The organism is Euryhalocaulis caribicus (assembly GCF_000412185.1).
GTDB lineage: Bacteria > Pseudomonadota > Alphaproteobacteria > Caulobacterales > Maricaulaceae > Euryhalocaulis > Euryhalocaulis caribicus.
Genome location: NZ_ASJA01000027.1, coordinates 1 through 16103, shown reverse-complemented (window position 1 = coordinate 16103; position 16103 = coordinate 1). Strand labels below are relative to the sequence as shown.

Here is a 16103-nt window from a genome sequence, read left to right as displayed (position 1 = left end):
GTAATTATCTGGATGACACCCAGCGGGCGATGCGCCCTGCCCCAAAGCCGAGGCCTTCATGCCCATCCCCTTCGTCAAGGATATCGATTTCGAATACGGCAAGGCGCAATCGGTCAGCGCCCTGGTGCGCCGCCTGATCGCCCGCAATCCGGGGCCGTTCACCTATACCGGGACGGGCGTTTACATCATCGGCGAGGGCGATGTGGCGGTCATCGATCCGGGTCCGGTGCTGGACGAGCATGAAGCGGCGCTGGATGCGGCGCTGGAGGGCGAACGGGTCAGCGCGGTGCTGGTCACCCATCACCATCTGGATCACTCCCCGCTGGCCCATCCGCTGGCCCGAAAGCACGGCGCCCCGGTCTATGGCCGCGCCGCCCCGGAACGGCACAAACCCTTGTCAGGCGACCAGCCGGTGACCGAGGAGGGCGCGGACGCCGCCTTTACCCCCGATATCGAGCTGCAAGACGGGCAGACGATTTCCGGCCCCGGCTGGACACTGGAGGCGATCGCAACGCCCGGCCATACCAGCAATCATGTCTGTTTCGGTTTTGCAGAAGAGGCGGCCTGTTTCACCGGCGACCACGTGATGGGCTGGTCGACCAGCGTGGTTGTTCCGCCGGACGGCAACATGAACGCCTATCTGGAGAGTTTGCAGAAAATCCGGACGCGCGAATTTGAAACGCTGTGGCCCACGCATGGGCCGCCCATTACCCGGCCCGACCGGTTCCTGCGCGCCTATATCGGCCATCGTCTGCAACGCGAAAAACAGATCCGCGATCAGGTGGCGCAGGGCCGCACAACGCCCGAGGACATCGTGCCGAAACTCTATTCCGGCGTGGACAAACGCCTGTGGCCCGCCGCGGCGATGAGCGTAAAGGCGCATCTGGAGCGGCTGAAGGAAAACGGCGAAATCTGACGCCTCAGGCCGAGGCGCGGACTTCGTCCTCTCCGCCGGACCCGTTTTCCAGCGCCCGCTGCATGGCGTCAGAGAGCGCGGCGGCGCTGACCGGCTTGGCGACATGATCGTCCATCCCGGCCTCTAGATATTCGGAGACCTGGTGGGTCATGGCGTTGGCGGTCAGGGCGATGATGGGCGTCCGGCCGTGGCCGCGTTCGGCCTCCTTGCGGCGAATTTCGCGGGTGGCGTCGATGCCGTCCATTTCGGGCATCTGGATATCCATCAGGACGATGTCGAATTCGCCATTCTCCCAGGCTTCCACGGCGGCGACGCCATTTTCGGCCATGGTCAGCTCCACCCCGGCGGCTTCCATCAGCGCCTCGATCACCATGCGGTTCACGGGGTGATCGTCCGCCGCCAGAACCCGCAGCGGTCTATCCGAAGAAGACATGGCCCCCTCCCTTGTCATGTTTCTTTGTTCGCGCCCTGTTTCGCACCGGGGCTCCATCATCACGTGGAAGCGGAACTCCGCGCCCTCGCCGGGGGCGCTGTCCACGCTGATCGACCCGCCCATGCGCTCGCAGAGCTGTTTGCAGATCGCCAGCCCCAGCCCGGTGCCGCCATATTTCCGGGTCGTGGAAGCGTCAGCCTGTGAGAAGGCCGTGAAAAGCGTGTCGCGCGCATCCGGTTTGATGCCCACGCCCGTATCGCGCACGGAGAAGTGGAGCGTGGTGTCCGCCCCCTCGCCCGTCCGGTCCGCGGATATGGCGATCTCGCCCTGTTCGGTGAATTTCAGAGCATTGGAAACGAGGTTATTGAGAATCTGGCGCAGCCGCGTCGGATCGCCCAGATAATCGCCGTCCGCCGAGTCGCTGAGCGAAACTGAAAGCGCCAGACCTTTCTGCTCCGCCCGCTCCCGATTGAGATCGGCGACCGAGTCGAGCAGGTCGCCCAGCTGGAAAACCGTCCTTTCCAGGGTCAGTTTTCCGGCCTCGACCTTGGACAGATCCAGAATATCGTCGATCACCGCCATCAAGGCCCGGCCCGACTGGTTGATGACGCTGACAATCTGTTTCTGGCGGCCGTCCAGGCTTGTCTGTTCCAGCGCGCCCGCCATGCCCAGAACCCCGTTCATCGGAGTACGGATTTCATGACTCATATGCGCCAGGAATTCCGACTTGGCGGCATTGGCCTTCTGGATTTCAGAGGTGCGTTCGGCCACGCGCTGTTCCAGCGTCGCAAGGGTGTCGCTGACGCGGACTTCGCGGCGGCGCAGCGCGCGGGCCAGCTGCCCGATCTCGTCCTCGCGCTCTTCCACGGCGCGCGCGGCCGAATGTTCCACCTCGCCGGCGCCGTCCACCGTGTCGCCGTAACGGGCGGCGAGCCGCTTCACCGGGTTCAGCACCAGCCTGCGCGACAGGACAATAAGCACCATGATCGCGGCAAGCCCGCTGGCCGCCCAGATAAACAGCAGAGGGCGAACCGTGCGGAACGCCGCGGCGGTCAGGGTGGAGCGCGGGCGGGTCACGACATAATACCAGTCCGGCCCCTCCATCGCGCTATAGGCGATGATCTGGTCCGACTGGAGATTGCGGATAATTCCGGAGCGCGCCCCGCTTTCCCGGATGCGCGCGCTGATGGCGGCGGCCTCTATTTCCCCGCTCAGCGCCGCCAGCTTTTCGGCGTCCGTCTGGGTGGCGTCGGCCAGTTCCGGGTGGGCGATGAGCCGGCCATCGGCGGTGATGATCATGTTTGTCGCGTCGGCCGTGTCCGCCGTGACCGCGCGCCGGAAAAGCCCGCTGACTTTGACCGTAACGCCCCAGGACCCCAGATGCCGGCCGTCCACGCGTACTGGCGTGTAACACCCGGTCATCAGCTCGACCCCGTTGGAATCCGAAAGCAGCGTCGTCAGTTCCGTGCACCGGGTGGCCCCTTGCGGGTTATTCTCCGGCAGCATCATCTGGGACATTTCCAGATGGCTGAAAGAGAAATCCGCCGGCGCTTCCTTGCGATAATAGGCAAGGCGGTCGCTGCGCGTGGGCCCGAAGATCATCAATCCGTTGTTCGGCGTGGCGAAAATGAAATTGCTGAACTGGCCAAACAGAGCCTGGCCGGATTCCGCCACCACCTCGAAAGCGGCCCAGATCGCCACCTTGTCTTCCGTGGTGAGCGCCGCGCCGTTCGCGAAAAACGCGCCGACGCCGTAAACCTCGCCGATGGTTTCGACGCGGCCGCCCTCGAACAAGATGTCCAGGCTGCGCCGCGTGCCGTCGGCCTGAAGCGGAAAATAGCGGTCGAACAGGGCGGCGGCTTGCTCGGGATCAAGCGCGGCGGCCTTGCGCTCCAGATTCACATCGGCGGCCAGATGCGCGTTGCGGATATCCCGGAAAAGATTGCTCTCCTGCTCCGCACGGTTTTCGACCGCCTTCTCGAAGTCAGCCGCAAACAGCGCTTCGTGCTGGGCGGAAAAACCCCTGATCGCGAAAAACGTGGCAATGGCGGCCAGCACGACAATGGTCGCAACAATGCCGCCGAGCAGTTTGGTTGTAAGTGACAGACGCATAGGCCCCTCTGACGGAGCCTCTGATCGCTCCCCCCTCAGGCAAACCCTAGGGCGCAGGGGTAAGCGGCGCGTAAATTTTTACGCAAATGCGAAAAACTAGCTGATCCGGCCGGTCAAAGCCTCGCGGAAAGCGCGGATCCGTTCGGCGTTGGCGCCGATATCGGACACGCCCACCCGGCTGACGGAGCGAACGTCCACAATGGATCCGCCGCCCTGCGCCAGACTGATGCGGATCGCGACATCGTCCTTGAAACCGAACCAGAAACTGCTGTCCGTGGCGTCGATGCGCCCGGCGTTGGGATCAGCGTATTGCACCGTCCAGTCCAGCGATTGCGCGGCGCGCATGGCGGCGTCGAAGGCCGCCTGAGGTTCGGCGTTCAGCGCGATGGGCTTGATATCGGGATAGGCCTGGCGCTGCAGTTCGGAGACCTGCCGCGGATCGCCGTCCCGATTGACCGACTTGCCCTCATAATCCAGCGAGTTCTCGGCCCCGGACGCCTCACGCAGAGCGATCAGCGCCTGCGAGAAATGCGGCGGATTCTGCATGTCGGTGGAAATATCGTGGATGGGCGGCACCGCTTGCGCCGCCGCCTTTATCTGCGCGGCCTGGAACAGGACCGCGCCCGGAATGACAATCGCCAGCGCCGCCAGCGGCAGGCCCCGTCCGCGCGGCCGGATGAAGATGCTCAGCACGAAGCTGAGAATGCCCAGCGCCAGCGCCGAGAACGCCGCGCGCGGCAGCCATGTGACAACCATGTCCAGCCCGGTCCGCCAGCTCAACAGGCCGAATTTCACGCTGAACGCGCCGAACACGAAGATCAGCGGCACGATGACGGCCGCCAGCAACGCCAGCAGAACCAGCGCCATACGCAAATAGTGCGGCAAGCCTCTTTCGGACTCGGTCATAGATTAGGCGTGCCCCCCGGCGTCATGGATAGAGACGTTGCCGGCTCCACCCCTGATCGGGGGCCTGGCGGCGGAACGCTATCCGGTCATGCAGGCGGAACGGACGGTCCCGCCAGAATTCGATCTCAAGCGGCGCCAAGCGAAAACCGTTCCAGAATGGCGGACGCGGAACGTCTGTACCTGAAAATTCTGACGCCGTCTGCGCCACTGCTGCTTCCAGCGCGTCGCGGTTTTCCAGCGCGGCGGATTGTTTGGACGCCCAGGCCCCGATGCGCGCATCGCGGGCGCGGGAGGCGAAATATTCATCCGCCTCGGCCTCGCCGACCGGAGAAACCGGCCCCCGCACGCGCACCTGCCGCCGCAGGCTTTTCCAGTGAAAACAAAGGGCCGCGGCGGGATTATCCTTCAACTGACGGCCCTTGGCGCTGTCCGTATTGGTGTAGAATACAAACCCTTCGGCGCTGAAATCCTTCAGCAGGACCATGCGCACGTCCGGCAGGCCGCCCCCGTCCACAGTCGCCAGCGACATGGCGTTGGCGTCATTGGGTTCGCGCTCCCGGGCCAGCGACAGCCAGTCGGCGAAGACGGCAAACGGGTCGTCCGCCGCCGCGGGATCGGCGCCGTTTTCGTTCAGCGTCCTTGCGTATTCAGCCTCATCCGGGCTGGGCGGTATCAAATCGGAACGGCTCACGAGCGGCGGCCCCCTTAAAAGAATCGGTCCTTAACGGCCCGGTCACCATAAATGACTAAACATCTTTCTCCATGACCCGCGACCGCGCGCTCCATATCCTCGGCCTGCCGCCCGGCGCCTCGACGGAAGAGGCCCGCGCCGCCTTCCGCAAAGCGGTGAAACAACTGCACCCGGATGCGCGCGGTGGCGTTCCCGCCGACGCGTTTCAAAGAGTTCTGGAAGCCTGGCGCACAATTGAGGCGAAAACCGAACGCCCGGCGCTTCGCCCGCATGCCGAACGCAGCGTGACCGTCGACGCATTTTCCGCCCGCACCGGCGCGCCGGTGCAGGTGGACACACCGCGCGGCCCAGTGCGCATTCCCCTGCCGCGGCGCGCTGTTTCGGGCCAGCGGCTTAGGCTGGCGGGCCTCGGCCCGGCGCGGGAAGACGGGTCTTTCGAAGACCTGATCCTGATCCTTGATGTTGCGCCGCCCCCGCCGCTGGGTTCGGCCCTTCGCGACTTCGTGCGCGATTTTTCACGGCAATCGCGGCCCGCGTGATCTCGACGCGGCGCGCCGTTCTGGGCTAATCGCTAGGGCGCTATGTCACACAACACGTTCGGCCATCTCCTGCGCTACACGACCTGGGGCGAAAGCCACGGCCCCGCCATTGGCGTGGTGGTGGACGGATGCCCGCCCGGCCTGACTTTGCGGGCGGCCGATATCCAGACATTTCTGGACCGGCGCAAGCCCGGCGGATCCCGCTTCGTAACACAGCGCAAAGAGGCGGACGCGGTGGAGATCCTGTCCGGCGTGTTCGAGGATGACCGCACCGGCGCCCCCCTGACCACCGGCGCGCCGATATCCCTGCTGATCCGCAACACCGATGCGCGGTCGAAGGATTACAGCGATATCCGCGACAAGTGGCGGCCCGGTCATGCCGACTATGCGTGGGACATGAAATACGGCGTGCGGGACTATCGCGGCGGCGGGCGTTCCTCGGCCCGCGAAACCGCTTCCCGCGTCGCCACCGGGGCCATTGCCCGGCTGGTGCTGGGCGAGGCGGTGACGATAAGCGGCGCGCTGGTGAAAATCGGCAAGCGCGAGATCGACCGCAGCCGCTGGGACTGGGCGGAGACGCATAACAACCCCTTCTGGTGCCCGGACGCAGAGACCGCGAAGCTTTGGGAGGCGGATATCGACGCGGCGCGCAAGGCCGGCTCTTCGCTGGGCGCGGTGGTGGAAGTGGTCGCCAGCGGCGTTCCCGCCGGCTGGGGCGCGCCGGTCTATGGCAAGCTGGATGCGGAGCTGGCCACGGCCTGCATGTCGATCAACGCCGCCAAGGGGGTGGAGATCGGCGCGGGCTTCCACGCCGCCGAGCTGACCGGCGAGGAAAACGCCGATGAAATGCGGCGCGGCGAGGACGGCGGCCCCGTCTTCCTGTCCAATAATAATGGCGGGGTTCTGGCCGGCGTTTCGACAGGACAGGACATCGTGGTCCGCTTCGCCATAAAGCCGACCTCCTCCATCCTCGCCGAGCGGCGGACGCTGGACCGGAATTTCGAGGAAACGACGATTTCCACCAAGGGCCGTCACGATCCCTGTGTCGGCATCCGCGCCGTGCCGGTGGGCGAGGCCATGGTCGCCTTCACCCTGGCCGATCACAAGCTGCGCCACAGAGGGCAGACGGGCAATTAGCCGCAGACCTCTGGCCGCTTCGCGCAATCAGACTATTTCCTGTTTCAACCAGCGCGAAACGGGAGGCCGTCCAAAATGCCCATCGTCAATATCATCGCCCTGATCGCCGCCCTTCTGGGCGCCGCCATGGGGCTGCTGGGCCTCATCAATCCGGAGTGGTCGCGAAAGACCGTGCGGCTGGCGCCGGACGCGGAGAAACCCGGCGGCTATTCGGAATTCCGCGCCAGCTTCGGGGGCCTGTTCCTGTTCTTCAACGCCGCGGTCATCATGACCATTATCGGCGGGAACGGGATTATCGGCGCATCATTCGCCGCCGCCATGACCTGGATCGGCATGGGGTTCGGGCGCGTCATTTCCATGATTTTCGACGGCGGGCGCGGGGTGCGCACGGGCTATAATGTCTTCGCCGTCGCGTTTGAATGGGCGCTGGGCCTGATGCTTCTGGCCCCGTTCATCGGCCATATCGGCGGTTAGAGAAAACAATCAGTGCGGTTTGTTTTCAGGAGGCCAACCCTCCAGCTTTTTGAATTCTGGATGTGGTGAGAATGAATGGTGAACTTGAACCACCAGAATTACTTTTTGGCCCACCTTTTCGAGCAACCTCTCTTGAGATGCATGATATTGAAGATAATCACCTGTGCTCAGAGCGGCGGGGAGCTGCTCCCCAAGCAAATTATTGGGTATTAGAAGTTCTTCCTTTTGAGCTAAGCCCATCAAATAATGAATTCGAGAAGAGTAAACCTTAAAACCAATATTTAGAATTGTGGTTGGCCTAAGCCCTCGATTATAAATGGTTATTCCAATATTTCGCGTCTCTGGGACGGGCTCGCCCGGCGTGATGAGGACCATCCCGCTCCGCGCGGTAATGGACAGTAGCGGCTTGTCACGAAGAACAGCGTGAATGCTCACTCCTAAAGAAAAAAGTGAGATCAATACCGCAATTGAAGCGAGTGCGTCAGACGTATCCATAAGCCGCGCCTACTAGTTACAACGCCGACTGCTTACACAATTCTACCAAACTTGCCGTCTTCAGGCCCCCGCGCCCTTCGCAAAGCCCCAGGCGGCGTCGGCCAGCGGCTTCACCATCTCGCCGTATTCCTTCGCCTTTTCGTTGGACGCATTGCCCTGCAGGGAGCGGTGATAGACGCCCTGCACGATGGCGGCGAAGCGGAACGTGTTATAGGCGAAATAGAAGTCCAGATCCTCGATCCGGTCGCGGCCCGTGCGCTCGCAATAGGCTTTCAGATATTCCCCGCCGGTCGGGATGCCGAGACTCTTCAGGTCCGCGCCCAGAAATCCATTGCGCATTTCCGGCGGCATCTTCCACTGCATCAGCTGATAGGTGATGTCGGCCAGCGGATCGCCCAGCGTTGAAAGCTCCCAGTCGACCAGCGCGATCACGCGCGGCTCGGTCGGGTGGAAGATCATGTTGTCCAGGCGGTAATCGCCATGGGCGATGGAGGTCCGCTCCTGATCCGGCGCGGCGCCGGGCAGCCATTCGATCAGCTTGTCCATCTCGGGGATGTCGCTGGTCTCGGACGCCTTGTACTGCTTGGACCAGCGGCCGATCTGGCGCTGGAAATAATCGCCCGGCTTGCCGTAATCGCCAAGACCGATCGCCTCGTAATCCACGCCATGCAGCGCGGCCAGCGTCATGTTCATGGAATCATAGATCGCGCCGCGCTCCTCCGCGCCGAGATCGGGCAGGTACGGGTCCCAGAAGATCCGCCCCTCGATGAAATCCATGATGTAGAACCAGCTGCCGATGATCTCGTCATCGGTGCAGAGCGCCCGCATCACCGGCACCGGAACGTCGGTATCGGCCAGCGCCGACATGACGCGGAATTCCCGGTCCACCGCATGGGCCGATTTCAGCAACTGGCCCGGCGGCTTTCGCCGCAGCACATAGGACTGATCCGGGGTGTCCAGCCGGTAGGTCGGATTGGACTGGCCGCCCTTGAACTGGCGGACGGTCAGGGGGCCGGCATAGCCCCCCACATTGTCCTTCATCCACTCGGCCAGCCTGTCCTCGTCGAAGCGGTGCGCTTCGGCGACGTCCTTGACCCCGGAAAAGTCCTGCTGTGCGTCCGACATGCCTACTCGCTCTTGTAAACCTCGCCGCCCTTCATGACGAAGGCGACGTTTTCCAGAATGGTGACGTCCGAAAGCGGATCGCCGTCCACGGCGATCAGGTCGGCGTATTTTCCCGGCTCCAGCGAGCCGATCTCGTCAGCCATTTCCAGGTGATCGGCCGCGTTCAGCGTGGCCGCCACGAGAGTTTCCTGAGGCGTCATGCCCGCCTGGACCATCAGGCCCAGCTCGCGCGCATTGTCACCGTGCTTGGAAACGCCGGTATCGGTGCCGAACGCGATCTTCACCCCGCCCTCATGGGCGCGGCGCAGCATGTCCAGCATTTGCGGGCCGACCTGTTTGGACTTGGCGACCTGCGGAGGCGTCATCCAGTCGACCTGTTCGGCGTATTCGGCGACCGTCGCGCCGGCCAGCACGGTGGGCACCAGATAGGCGTTGTTCTCACGGAACAGGCGGATGGATTCATCGTCCAGATAGGTGCCGTGCTCGATGGAGGCGACGCCCGCCTCGAGCGCGGCGTCGATGCCGTCCTTGCCGTGCGCGTGCGCGGTGACGTAGCGGCCCATGGAATTCGCCGTATCGACAATCGCGTCCAGCTCGTCATCGAAGAATTGCTGGTTCACGCCGGCGGCGGTGTTGGAAAGCACGCCGCCCGTGGAGGTGATCTTGATGAGGTCCGCGCCGCGCATGATCATTTCGCGGGTCGCGCGGCGGCAATCATCGGCGCCATTGCAGATCGACGGATCGTGCAGGGCCGCGGCGATAACCTCGTTATAGCCGTTGCGGCCGTCGCCATGACCGCCGGCGACGCTCAGCGACTGGCCGGCGGCGCGGATGCGCGGCCCCGGCAGCTCGTCCCGCGCGATGGAATCGCGCAGCGCGAAAATCGCGTCGACCCCGCGGCCGCCCACGTCCTGCACGGTGGTGAACCCGGCCTCCAGCGTGCGCTGCGCATGCATGGCGCCGCGCAACGCCCAGTCCGCGTCGGACAGCGTCACCGCGTCGATGCGGCCCGTCGGCCCCAGCTCCGACGTGATGTGGACATGGCTGTCGATCAGGCCCGGCATCACGAAACGGTCGGACAGATCGACAATTTCCGCGCCGTCCGCCTCGACAAACCCGTCGCGGATTTCGGCGATCTTGCCGTCACGGACCAGGATCGAGACTTCGCTGCGCGGCGCTTCATCGGCGCGCGTCATAAGCGTGCCGGCGTGAATGACCGTATCGGCCGATTGCGCCAGCGCCGCCCCCGCGCTGACCACGGCCGCCGCAGCGGCCATCATCAAGGTTTTCATCGTCGTCTCCCCCATCAGGTATCGTTATGAAATCTACTCGGCGGCCACCATGCCCGCCTCTTCCAGCCGCGCCAAGAGCTCGGGCGCCCGGGCGCCGTTATCATAGGCCGTTTTCATTGCGCTGACGGCTTCGCCCGGCTTGCCCATCTCGTCCAGGATCAGGCCCTTCACGGCCCAGCCATTGGCATAATCCGGGTCCGCCTCGATGGCGCGCTCGGCGGCGGCCAGACCCGCGTTCAGATTGCCCATATGCAATTGCTGCGTGGCAAGATTTCCGCGCGCCACAGCCAGATTCCGGCCCTGCAGCGCGCCGGATTTTTCAACGCTTTCATAAAGCGCGGCGGCCAGGCGGACATGCCGGGCGCTCTCGGCCAGCCGCGCGATCTGGAAGTCCCGCACGGCGTCTTTGGTGGACAGAAGCGCGGTCAGCGCGGCGTAGCGTTCGATCTCGCCGGGTGTGGCGTTTTGACTCAAGTAGAGCCCGCGAATGAAATCCAGCTCCGTGACCAGATCGCCATCGGCATTGGCCTGTTCAGCGCGGGCGCGCAGCTCGTCCGCGCTCGGCCCTTCCGGCGTGGCCGATCCCAGCGCATCCGCCACCGCTTCGGCCTCGGCCGCATCGTCCGCGTCCGCTTCCGCCTCTGCCGCAGCCCCGTCCGCATCATCGCCGATGGCGATTCCGATATCGGCGCCGGCCTCTTCCTCCGGCGCATCGTCGCCCGCCAGTTCGGCCTCAGCGTCAGCCTCCAGCGCCTCAGCGCCCGTTTCAGACTCGCTCTCCGCTTCCGGCTCTGGCTCAGGCTCAGCTTCGTCTTCCGGCTCAGGCTCGACCGGCTCTTCATCCTCGTCGCCGGTTTCCAGCACGAAGCGCGGCCCCTCTCGCGCCTCCGGCTCCGCTTGTTCCGCCTCGTCGCCGGGTTCAGTTACGTCGGCCACTTCCGTGTCCGGCGCGTCCAGCGGTTCGGACCCGGCTTCTTCAGTTTCAGCCTCGACCGCTTCCTCGACATCGTCGGGCTGCAGGGCCACCGGTCCGTCGTCCGCCGCGGTTTCGGACGCCAGTTCGTCAGTCTCCGCCTGCATGGAATCGCTGTCGCCCCGCAAGCCAAACGGATCGGATTCCGCCTCAGCCTCAACTTCCAGAGACTCCTCCGGCGCGGTCAGCTCGGCCAGCCGGATCCGGGCGAGGCTGTAATCGGGGTCCAGCTCCAGCGCGGTTTCCAGCGCGGCTATGGCGCTGTCATCGTTACCGGCGCGGCGATACGCCTCGGCCTGCCAGTAGGCGGCGCGGGCGCGCAAGGCCGTGCGGCCCTGCACCAGATCGAACACCTTTACCGCATCGCCCGGACGGCCCGCTTCCATCACCGCCCGGCCGCGCATGATCTGCAGCGTGGCGTTCCCGCGCAGGGCGGGATTGGCCTCGGTCGCGTTCCACAGATCCGCCGCGGCCTGATCGTAATTGCCGAGAAGGAAATGAAGCCGCCCGCGGCTGACCAGCAGCTCCGGGTTTTCCGGACTGTTCTGGATCTGGCCGTTCAGCCGGGCCAATGCCTCCTCCGGGGTCGGCGAACCGGCCTGCGTTAAGGCGGGACCAGACAGGCAAAGCGAAGCCGCCGCCGCGGCCAGAATCAGTTTGAGGGACGAAGCGCGCGCCATGCAATATCCTTCCGGTAATAGGCTTCCGGCCAGTCGATACGGTTCGCCGCCGCATAGGCGCGCTCCACCGCGTGGCGCAGCGTGTCGCCGGAGGCGGTGACGTTCAATACCCGGCCGCCCGCGGCCATCAACTCGCCACGCTCGTTCTCCGCCGTTCCGGCGTGGAAAATCTCGACGCCTTCGATGTCGTCCGCGGAATCGACGCCGCGAATGATGGAGCCCTTTTCCGCCTTTTCCGGATAGCCCGGCGCGGCCATGACCAGGCACACCGCCGGACGCGCATCCCAGTCCAGCGCCGGCAGATCGGCCAGCGCGCCATCGGCGCAGGCTTTCAGCGCGGGGACCAGGTCACTCTTCATGCGCATCATCAGCACCTGGCATTCCGGGTCGCCGAAGCGGGCATTGTATTCAATCAGCTTCGGCCCTTCGCGCGTCAGCATAAGCCCGGCATAGAGCACGCCCTGATACGGCGCGCCCTCTTCGGCCATGCCCTTCACGGTCGGGTCGATGATGTCCGCCATCACGCGGTCCAGCATTGCCTGATCGACGGCGGGGGTCGGCGAATAGGCGCCCATGCCGCCGGTGTTCAGGCCGGTATCGCCCTCGCCGATCCGCTTGTGATCCTGCGCCGCCTTCATCACCACAGCGGTCTTGCCGTCGGAGAGCGCGAAGACGCTGGCTTCCTCGCCTTTCAGGAATTCCTCGATCACCAGCGTCGCGGAGGCATCGCCGAACTTGCCGGACAGCATCGCCTCGGCCTCGGCCTCGGCCTCTTTCCGCGTCTCGGCGATGATCACGCCCTTGCCGGCGGCCAGGCCATCGGCCTTCAGCACGAACGGCGCTTCCAGCGTGTCCAGGAAGGCCCGCGCGTCGTCCATGTTGTCGACAGTCCTGTGGCGGGCGGTCGGTATATCGTGCCGCTCGCAGAACGCCTTGGTGAACGCCTTGGACGATTCCAGCTGCGCGGCGGCCTGTGTCGGCCCGAACGCGGCAATGCCCTTTTCGGTCAGGCGGTCCACCAGCCCGCCGGCCAGCGGCGCTTCCGGCCCCACGACCACCAGGTCGATCGCCTGTTCCTCGGCCAGCCGCACCAGCGCCTTCACGTCATCGGCCTTCACCGGAACGCACTGGGCGTGTCTTGCGATTCCCGGATTGCCGGGCGCGCAGATCAGGCGCTCGACCGTTTCGCTCTGTGATATTTTCCAGGCCAGCGCGTGCTCGCGCCCGCCGGATCCGACAATGAGAATATTCATGGCGCTTTGTGTAACGCAGAGTTTCACCGATGTGGACAGTCACATGCCGCACGGCTTTTCTTAACGCCCAGAACGCTTAAGGCTAGGGCCGTCATGGCTTCCGACTCGCTGTCCAATCTCCCCGAACTCACCGTCTCCGAGCTTTCCGGCGCGGTGAAGCGCACCATTGAGGGCGCGTTCGAGCGGGTGCGCGTGCGGGCCGAGCTGGGGCGCGTGGTCACCGCCCGGTCCGGCCACATGTATCTGGACCTGAAGGATGAGCGCGCCACGATCTCTGGCGTCGCATGGAAAGGCTTGGCTGCGGGCTTCAATTTCCGGCCCGAGGAAGGGCTGGAGGTGATCGCCGAGGGCAAGCTCTCCACCTTCCCCGGCCAGTCGAAATACCAGATCATCATCGACCGGCTGGAGCCCGCGGGCGTCGGCGCGCTGATGGCGCTTCTGGAGGAGCGCAAGAAGAAGCTGGCCGCAGAGGGCCTGTTCGACGAGGCGCGCAAGAAACCCCTGCCTTATATCCCCGAGCGGATCGGGGTGGTCACCTCGCCCACCGGGGCGGTGATCCGCGATATCCTGCACCGGCTCTCCGACCGTTTCCCCAGCCATGTCCTGCTGTGGCCGGTGCTGGTGCAGGGTGAAAAGGCGGCCGGCCAGATCGCCAGCGCCATCAGCGGCTTCAACTCCATAGAGGACCCGAAGCTGCGCCCGGATCTGCTGATCGTGGCGCGCGGGGGCGGCTCCATCGAAGACCTCTGGTGCTTTAACGAGGAGGTCGTCGCCCGCGCCGCCGCCAATTCGCAAATTCCGCTGATCTCCGCCGTGGGGCACGAAACCGACTGGACGCTGATCGACTTTGTTTCGGACTATCGCGCGCCCACGCCCACCGGCGCCGCGGAACGCGCCGTGCCGGTGCGCGCCGAATTGATGACCGATATCGTCAATCTCAGCGGCCGCATGTCCAGCATTCGCGCCCGCCAGTTCGATCGCGCCCAGACCCTGCTGCGCGCCGCCTCCCGCGCCCTCAGAACGCCGGAGGCGCTGCTGTCCGGCTTCTGGCAGCGTCTGGATTCGGCCAGCGCCCATCTGGGCCCCGCCCTGCGCAACCGCATCTCCGCGGCCAGCCAGCGTTATCATCGCCTGTCCGGACGGTTACAGCCGCGCGCCCTGCGCAGCCTCACCACCGACCGTCTGAAACATCTGGACAGCCAGCAACGCCGGGCCGCCCACGCCCTGCGCCGCGCCAGCAGCCAGAAAGAGGCGGAGCTGAATCGCCTCGCCCGCCGGCTGGCCGCCCAGAAGCCGCAGACAAAGGCGCCGGCAGAGGCGCTGGAAACACAGCTGGCGCGGCTGAGCCAGGCCGCGCAACGCCTGAACGAGCGCAAGCGCGACCGTCTTGTCAGCGCCTTCCGGATGCTGGAAAGCGTCAATCCGAAGGGCGTGCTGGCGCGCGGCTATGCGCTGGTCCACACCGAATCCGGGCTGGCCCGCCGCGCGGGCGATCTGAACCCCGGCGACGCGATCCAGATCGAATTTGCCGACGGCAAGAAGGCGGCGGCGGTCGGCGGCAAGGCGTCTCCGCGCAAGGCGGCGAAAAAGCCATCTGCGCCCGGCAAGCAGGGCGACCTGTTCTGATCGCGCGCAACGCGTTATCTAGAGGCTCATGAACAGGTTCGAGAGTTTCGACGGCGAGGCCGTAATCGATTTCGGCGATGGCGATTTTGTCATGCTGAAACCGGGCTCCTATGTGGTTTGCGCGGTCACGGGCCAGCACATTCCGCTGGAGTCCTTGCGCTACTGGAACGCCACGCTGAACGAGGCGTACAAGGACGCCGACGCCGCGCTGGTCCGCTGGAAACAGCTTCAGGCCGAAAAAGCCGATAGCGGCGAATAGGCGCCGCGAACGTCACGCCATGAACCGGTACGACCCCCTTGGCGAAGAAGCGGTGATCGATTTCGGCAGTCCCGATTTCACCATTGTCAAACCGGGCCGGTTCGTGCGCTGCGCGGTTACGGGCGCGGCTATACCGCTGGCGTCCCTGACCTATTGGGATGCGGACCTGAACGAAGCCTATATTGACGCGCCCGCCGCGCTGGCGCGCTGGAAACAGAGGAATTCACGATGATCGCTGCGCTTTCCGCTCTCGCCCTCGCCGCCTCGGGCGGCCTTGTCTGCGACGGACCGGCCCTGCAGGGCGGTTTCGTGGTCTGCGCCACGCCGGCTGAGGCCGGGGAATACGACATCCTGGTCAATGGCGAGGCCAAGACCGAGACGGTCGACGGCTACGCCTTCGTGCCCTTCTATCGCGACGTGACCGGCACGGTGACCATCGCGGCGAAGGCGAAGAATGGCGGCCAGCCGGCGCTTGAGCCCGCCAGCGTGGAGATCGAGGAGCGGGAATTCGACATCCAGCGCATCGACGGCCTGCCGCCTTCAAAGGTCGAGCCGCGTTCGCCCGAGGAACAGGCCAAGGTGGAAGCCGACTGGCTGAAGAAGCAGGAAACCTGGAAACACCGCGCCGACGGCGTCTGGTGGCTGGAGGGCTTCCGCTATCCGCTGGGCGAAGAGTTCATCCAGTCCGGCGTCTATGGCAGCCAGCGCGTCCTGAACGGCGAACCCAAGAACCCGCATCACGGCATCGACTACGCCGCCCCGGCGGGCGAGCCGATCCTGGCGCCCGCCGCCGGCGAAGTGATCCTGGCCGAGCCGGACATGTATTTCGAAGGCGGTCTTGTGGTGATCGATCACGGCCAGGGCGTGATGGGCCTGTTCATGCACATGTCGGAGATCGGCGTGAAAGAAGGCGACATCGTCGAGCCCGGCCAGCCCGTCGGCAAGGTCGGCTCCACCGGCCGCTCCACCGGCCCCCACCTCCACTGGGGCCTCCGCGTCCGCGGCGAATATATCGACCCCGAACTCGCGCTCGCCTTCAAGCCGAAAGAGAGCGAGCTGCTGGCGCGGTAATCTTTGCGCACCCTCGCCCCTTGAGAAGGGGAGAGGGCAATGAAGTCCCAAAGGCCGAAGGGCTTTGGCTGACGGAATGGGAGAGGGGTGGCGGGCAGGATAGAGCACACTGGTTCAACGT

Annotated in this window: 16 protein-coding genes; 8 read left to right on the top strand and 8 right to left on the bottom strand. The window is 65.0% G+C overall.

Annotated features, from left to right (window positions below):
• Positions 1 to 58 precede the first annotated feature (58 nt).
• Complete coding sequence (locus tag L338_RS15275) at positions 59 to 916, top strand: MBL fold metallo-hydrolase (RefSeq protein ID WP_022699277.1); 858 nt, start codon at positions 59 to 61, stop codon at positions 914 to 916.
• A gap of 4 nt (positions 917 to 920) precedes the next feature.
• On the opposite strand, the gene L338_RS15270 is transcribed toward L338_RS15275, so the two are convergent.
• The 3 genes from L338_RS15270 to pdxH all read right to left on the bottom strand — a co-directional run bounded on the left by L338_RS15270 (position 921) and on the right by pdxH (position 5058).
• Positions 921 to 3461 carry an ATP-binding protein gene (locus L338_RS15270; protein ID WP_022699276.1) on the bottom strand — a complete coding sequence of 847 codons (2541 nt, stop codon included), beginning with the start codon at positions 3459 to 3461 and terminating at the stop codon, positions 921 to 923.
• Positions 3462 to 3557: 96 nt separating this feature from the next.
• Complete coding sequence (locus L338_RS15265; protein ID WP_022699275.1) at positions 3558 to 4367, bottom strand: DUF1499 domain-containing protein; 810 nt, start codon at positions 4365 to 4367, stop codon at positions 3558 to 3560.
• A 22-nt stretch (positions 4368 to 4389) separates the two neighbouring features.
• Entirely contained in the window at positions 4390 to 5058 is a 669-nt protein-coding gene (gene pdxH, locus L338_RS15260; protein ID WP_022699274.1) for a pyridoxamine 5'-phosphate oxidase, read from the bottom strand.
• A 71-nt stretch (positions 5059 to 5129) separates the two neighbouring features.
• Here pdxH and L338_RS15255 point away from each other — a divergent pair, with 71 nt between their 5' ends.
• From L338_RS15255 to L338_RS15245, 3 genes are all read left to right on the top strand, one after another.
• Entirely contained in the window at positions 5130 to 5597 is a 468-nt protein-coding gene (locus L338_RS15255) for a J domain-containing protein (protein ID WP_022699273.1), read from the top strand.
• 42 nt (positions 5598 to 5639) lie between these two features.
• Positions 5640 to 6734: a chorismate synthase gene (gene aroC / locus L338_RS15250; RefSeq protein ID WP_022699272.1), complete on the top strand. Its 1095-nt coding sequence runs from the start codon at positions 5640 to 5642 to the stop codon at positions 6732 to 6734.
• A 75-nt stretch (positions 6735 to 6809) separates the two neighbouring features.
• A complete protein-coding gene (locus L338_RS15245; protein WP_022699271.1) occupies positions 6810 to 7208 on the top strand; it encodes a DUF4345 family protein in 399 nt (132 codons plus the stop codon).
• A gap of 9 nt (positions 7209 to 7217) precedes the next feature.
• Here L338_RS15245 and L338_RS17460 read toward each other — a convergent pair whose 3' ends face one another.
• From L338_RS17460 to purD, 5 genes are read right to left on the bottom strand one after another with little or no spacing between them, the layout of a single operon-like run.
• On the bottom strand, positions 7218 to 7703 hold the full coding sequence (locus tag L338_RS17460) for a hypothetical protein (RefSeq protein ID WP_152485919.1): 486 nt from the start codon (positions 7701 to 7703) through the stop codon (positions 7218 to 7220).
• Positions 7704 to 7763: 60 nt separating this feature from the next.
• The gene (locus tag L338_RS15240; RefSeq protein WP_022699269.1) at positions 7764 to 8828 is read right to left on the bottom strand and encodes a phosphotransferase; all 1065 of its coding nucleotides are present in this window, start codon (positions 8826 to 8828) and stop codon (positions 7764 to 7766) included.
• 2 nt (positions 8829 to 8830) lie between these two features.
• Positions 8831 to 10120, bottom strand: a complete 1290-nt coding sequence (locus tag L338_RS15235; RefSeq protein ID WP_022699268.1) for a metal-dependent hydrolase family protein — start codon at positions 10118 to 10120, stop codon at positions 8831 to 8833.
• 33 nt (positions 10121 to 10153) lie between these two features.
• Entirely contained in the window at positions 10154 to 11773 is a 1620-nt protein-coding gene (locus tag L338_RS17740; RefSeq protein ID WP_022699267.1) for a tetratricopeptide repeat protein, read from the bottom strand.
• Positions 11746 to 13026 (bottom strand): phosphoribosylamine--glycine ligase, encoded by a 1281-nt coding sequence (purD, locus tag L338_RS15225; protein WP_022699266.1) that lies wholly within the window; start codon positions 13024 to 13026, stop codon positions 11746 to 11748. The genes L338_RS17740 and purD overlap by 28 nt, the downstream gene beginning before the upstream one ends.
• Before the next feature lie 93 nt (positions 13027 to 13119).
• Between purD and xseA the strand changes: the two genes are divergently transcribed.
• Genes xseA through L338_RS15205 form a run of 4 tightly spaced genes read left to right on the top strand, consistent with a single transcriptional unit; the run spans position 13120 to position 15982 of the window.
• The gene (gene xseA, locus L338_RS15220) at positions 13120 to 14652 is read left to right on the top strand and encodes an exodeoxyribonuclease VII large subunit (RefSeq protein WP_022699265.1); all 1533 of its coding nucleotides are present in this window, start codon (positions 13120 to 13122) and stop codon (positions 14650 to 14652) included.
• A 28-nt stretch (positions 14653 to 14680) separates the two neighbouring features.
• Positions 14681 to 14911 (top strand): DUF2093 domain-containing protein, encoded by a 231-nt coding sequence (locus tag L338_RS15215; protein WP_022699264.1) that lies wholly within the window; start codon positions 14681 to 14683, stop codon positions 14909 to 14911.
• Between the two features lie 19 nt (positions 14912 to 14930).
• Positions 14931 to 15143 carry a DUF2093 domain-containing protein gene (locus tag L338_RS15210; RefSeq protein ID WP_022699263.1) on the top strand — a complete coding sequence of 71 codons (213 nt, stop codon included), beginning with the start codon at positions 14931 to 14933 and terminating at the stop codon, positions 15141 to 15143.
• Complete coding sequence (locus tag L338_RS15205) at positions 15140 to 15982, top strand: M23 family metallopeptidase (RefSeq protein WP_022699262.1); 843 nt, start codon at positions 15140 to 15142, stop codon at positions 15980 to 15982. Before L338_RS15210 ends, L338_RS15205 begins: the two co-directional genes overlap by 4 nt.
• The last annotated feature ends 121 nt before the right edge of the window (positions 15983 to 16103 follow it).

What these genes read in the sequence shown, in the direction of transcription:
- L338_RS15275 (WP_022699277.1), top strand. Translation starts at nt 59, where the DNA reads ATGCCCATCCCCTTCGTCAAGGATATCGATTTCGAATACGGCAAGGCG.
- L338_RS15270 (WP_022699276.1), bottom strand. Translation starts at nt 3,461, where the DNA reads ATGCGTCTGTCACTTACAACCAAACTGCTCGGCGGCATTGTTGCGACC.
- L338_RS15265 (WP_022699275.1), bottom strand. Translation starts at nt 4,367, where the DNA reads ATGACCGAGTCCGAAAGAGGCTTGCCGCACTATTTGCGTATGGCGCTG.
- L338_RS15255 (WP_022699273.1), top strand. Translation starts at nt 5,130, where the DNA reads ATGACCCGCGACCGCGCGCTCCATATCCTCGGCCTGCCGCCCGGCGCC.
- aroC (WP_022699272.1), top strand. Translation starts at nt 5,640, where the DNA reads ATGTCACACAACACGTTCGGCCATCTCCTGCGCTACACGACCTGGGGC.
- L338_RS15245 (WP_022699271.1), top strand. Translation starts at nt 6,810, where the DNA reads ATGCCCATCGTCAATATCATCGCCCTGATCGCCGCCCTTCTGGGCGCC.
- L338_RS17460 (WP_152485919.1), bottom strand. Translation starts at nt 7,703, where the DNA reads ATGGATACGTCTGACGCACTCGCTTCAATTGCGGTATTGATCTCACTT.
- L338_RS15240 (WP_022699269.1), bottom strand. Translation starts at nt 8,828, where the DNA reads ATGTCGGACGCACAGCAGGACTTTTCCGGGGTCAAGGACGTCGCCGAA.
- L338_RS15235 (WP_022699268.1), bottom strand. Translation starts at nt 10,120, where the DNA reads ATGAAAACCTTGATGATGGCCGCTGCGGCGGCCGTGGTCAGCGCGGGG.
- L338_RS17740 (WP_022699267.1), bottom strand. Translation starts at nt 11,773, where the DNA reads ATGGCGCGCGCTTCGTCCCTCAAACTGATTCTGGCCGCGGCGGCGGCT.
- purD (WP_022699266.1), bottom strand. Translation starts at nt 13,026, where the DNA reads ATGAATATTCTCATTGTCGGATCCGGCGGGCGCGAGCACGCGCTGGCC.
- xseA (WP_022699265.1), top strand. Translation starts at nt 13,120, where the DNA reads ATGGCTTCCGACTCGCTGTCCAATCTCCCCGAACTCACCGTCTCCGAG.
- L338_RS15215 (WP_022699264.1), top strand. Translation starts at nt 14,681, where the DNA reads ATGAACAGGTTCGAGAGTTTCGACGGCGAGGCCGTAATCGATTTCGGC.
- L338_RS15210 (WP_022699263.1), top strand. Translation starts at nt 14,931, where the DNA reads ATGAACCGGTACGACCCCCTTGGCGAAGAAGCGGTGATCGATTTCGGC.
- L338_RS15205 (WP_022699262.1), top strand. Translation starts at nt 15,140, where the DNA reads ATGATCGCTGCGCTTTCCGCTCTCGCCCTCGCCGCCTCGGGCGGCCTT.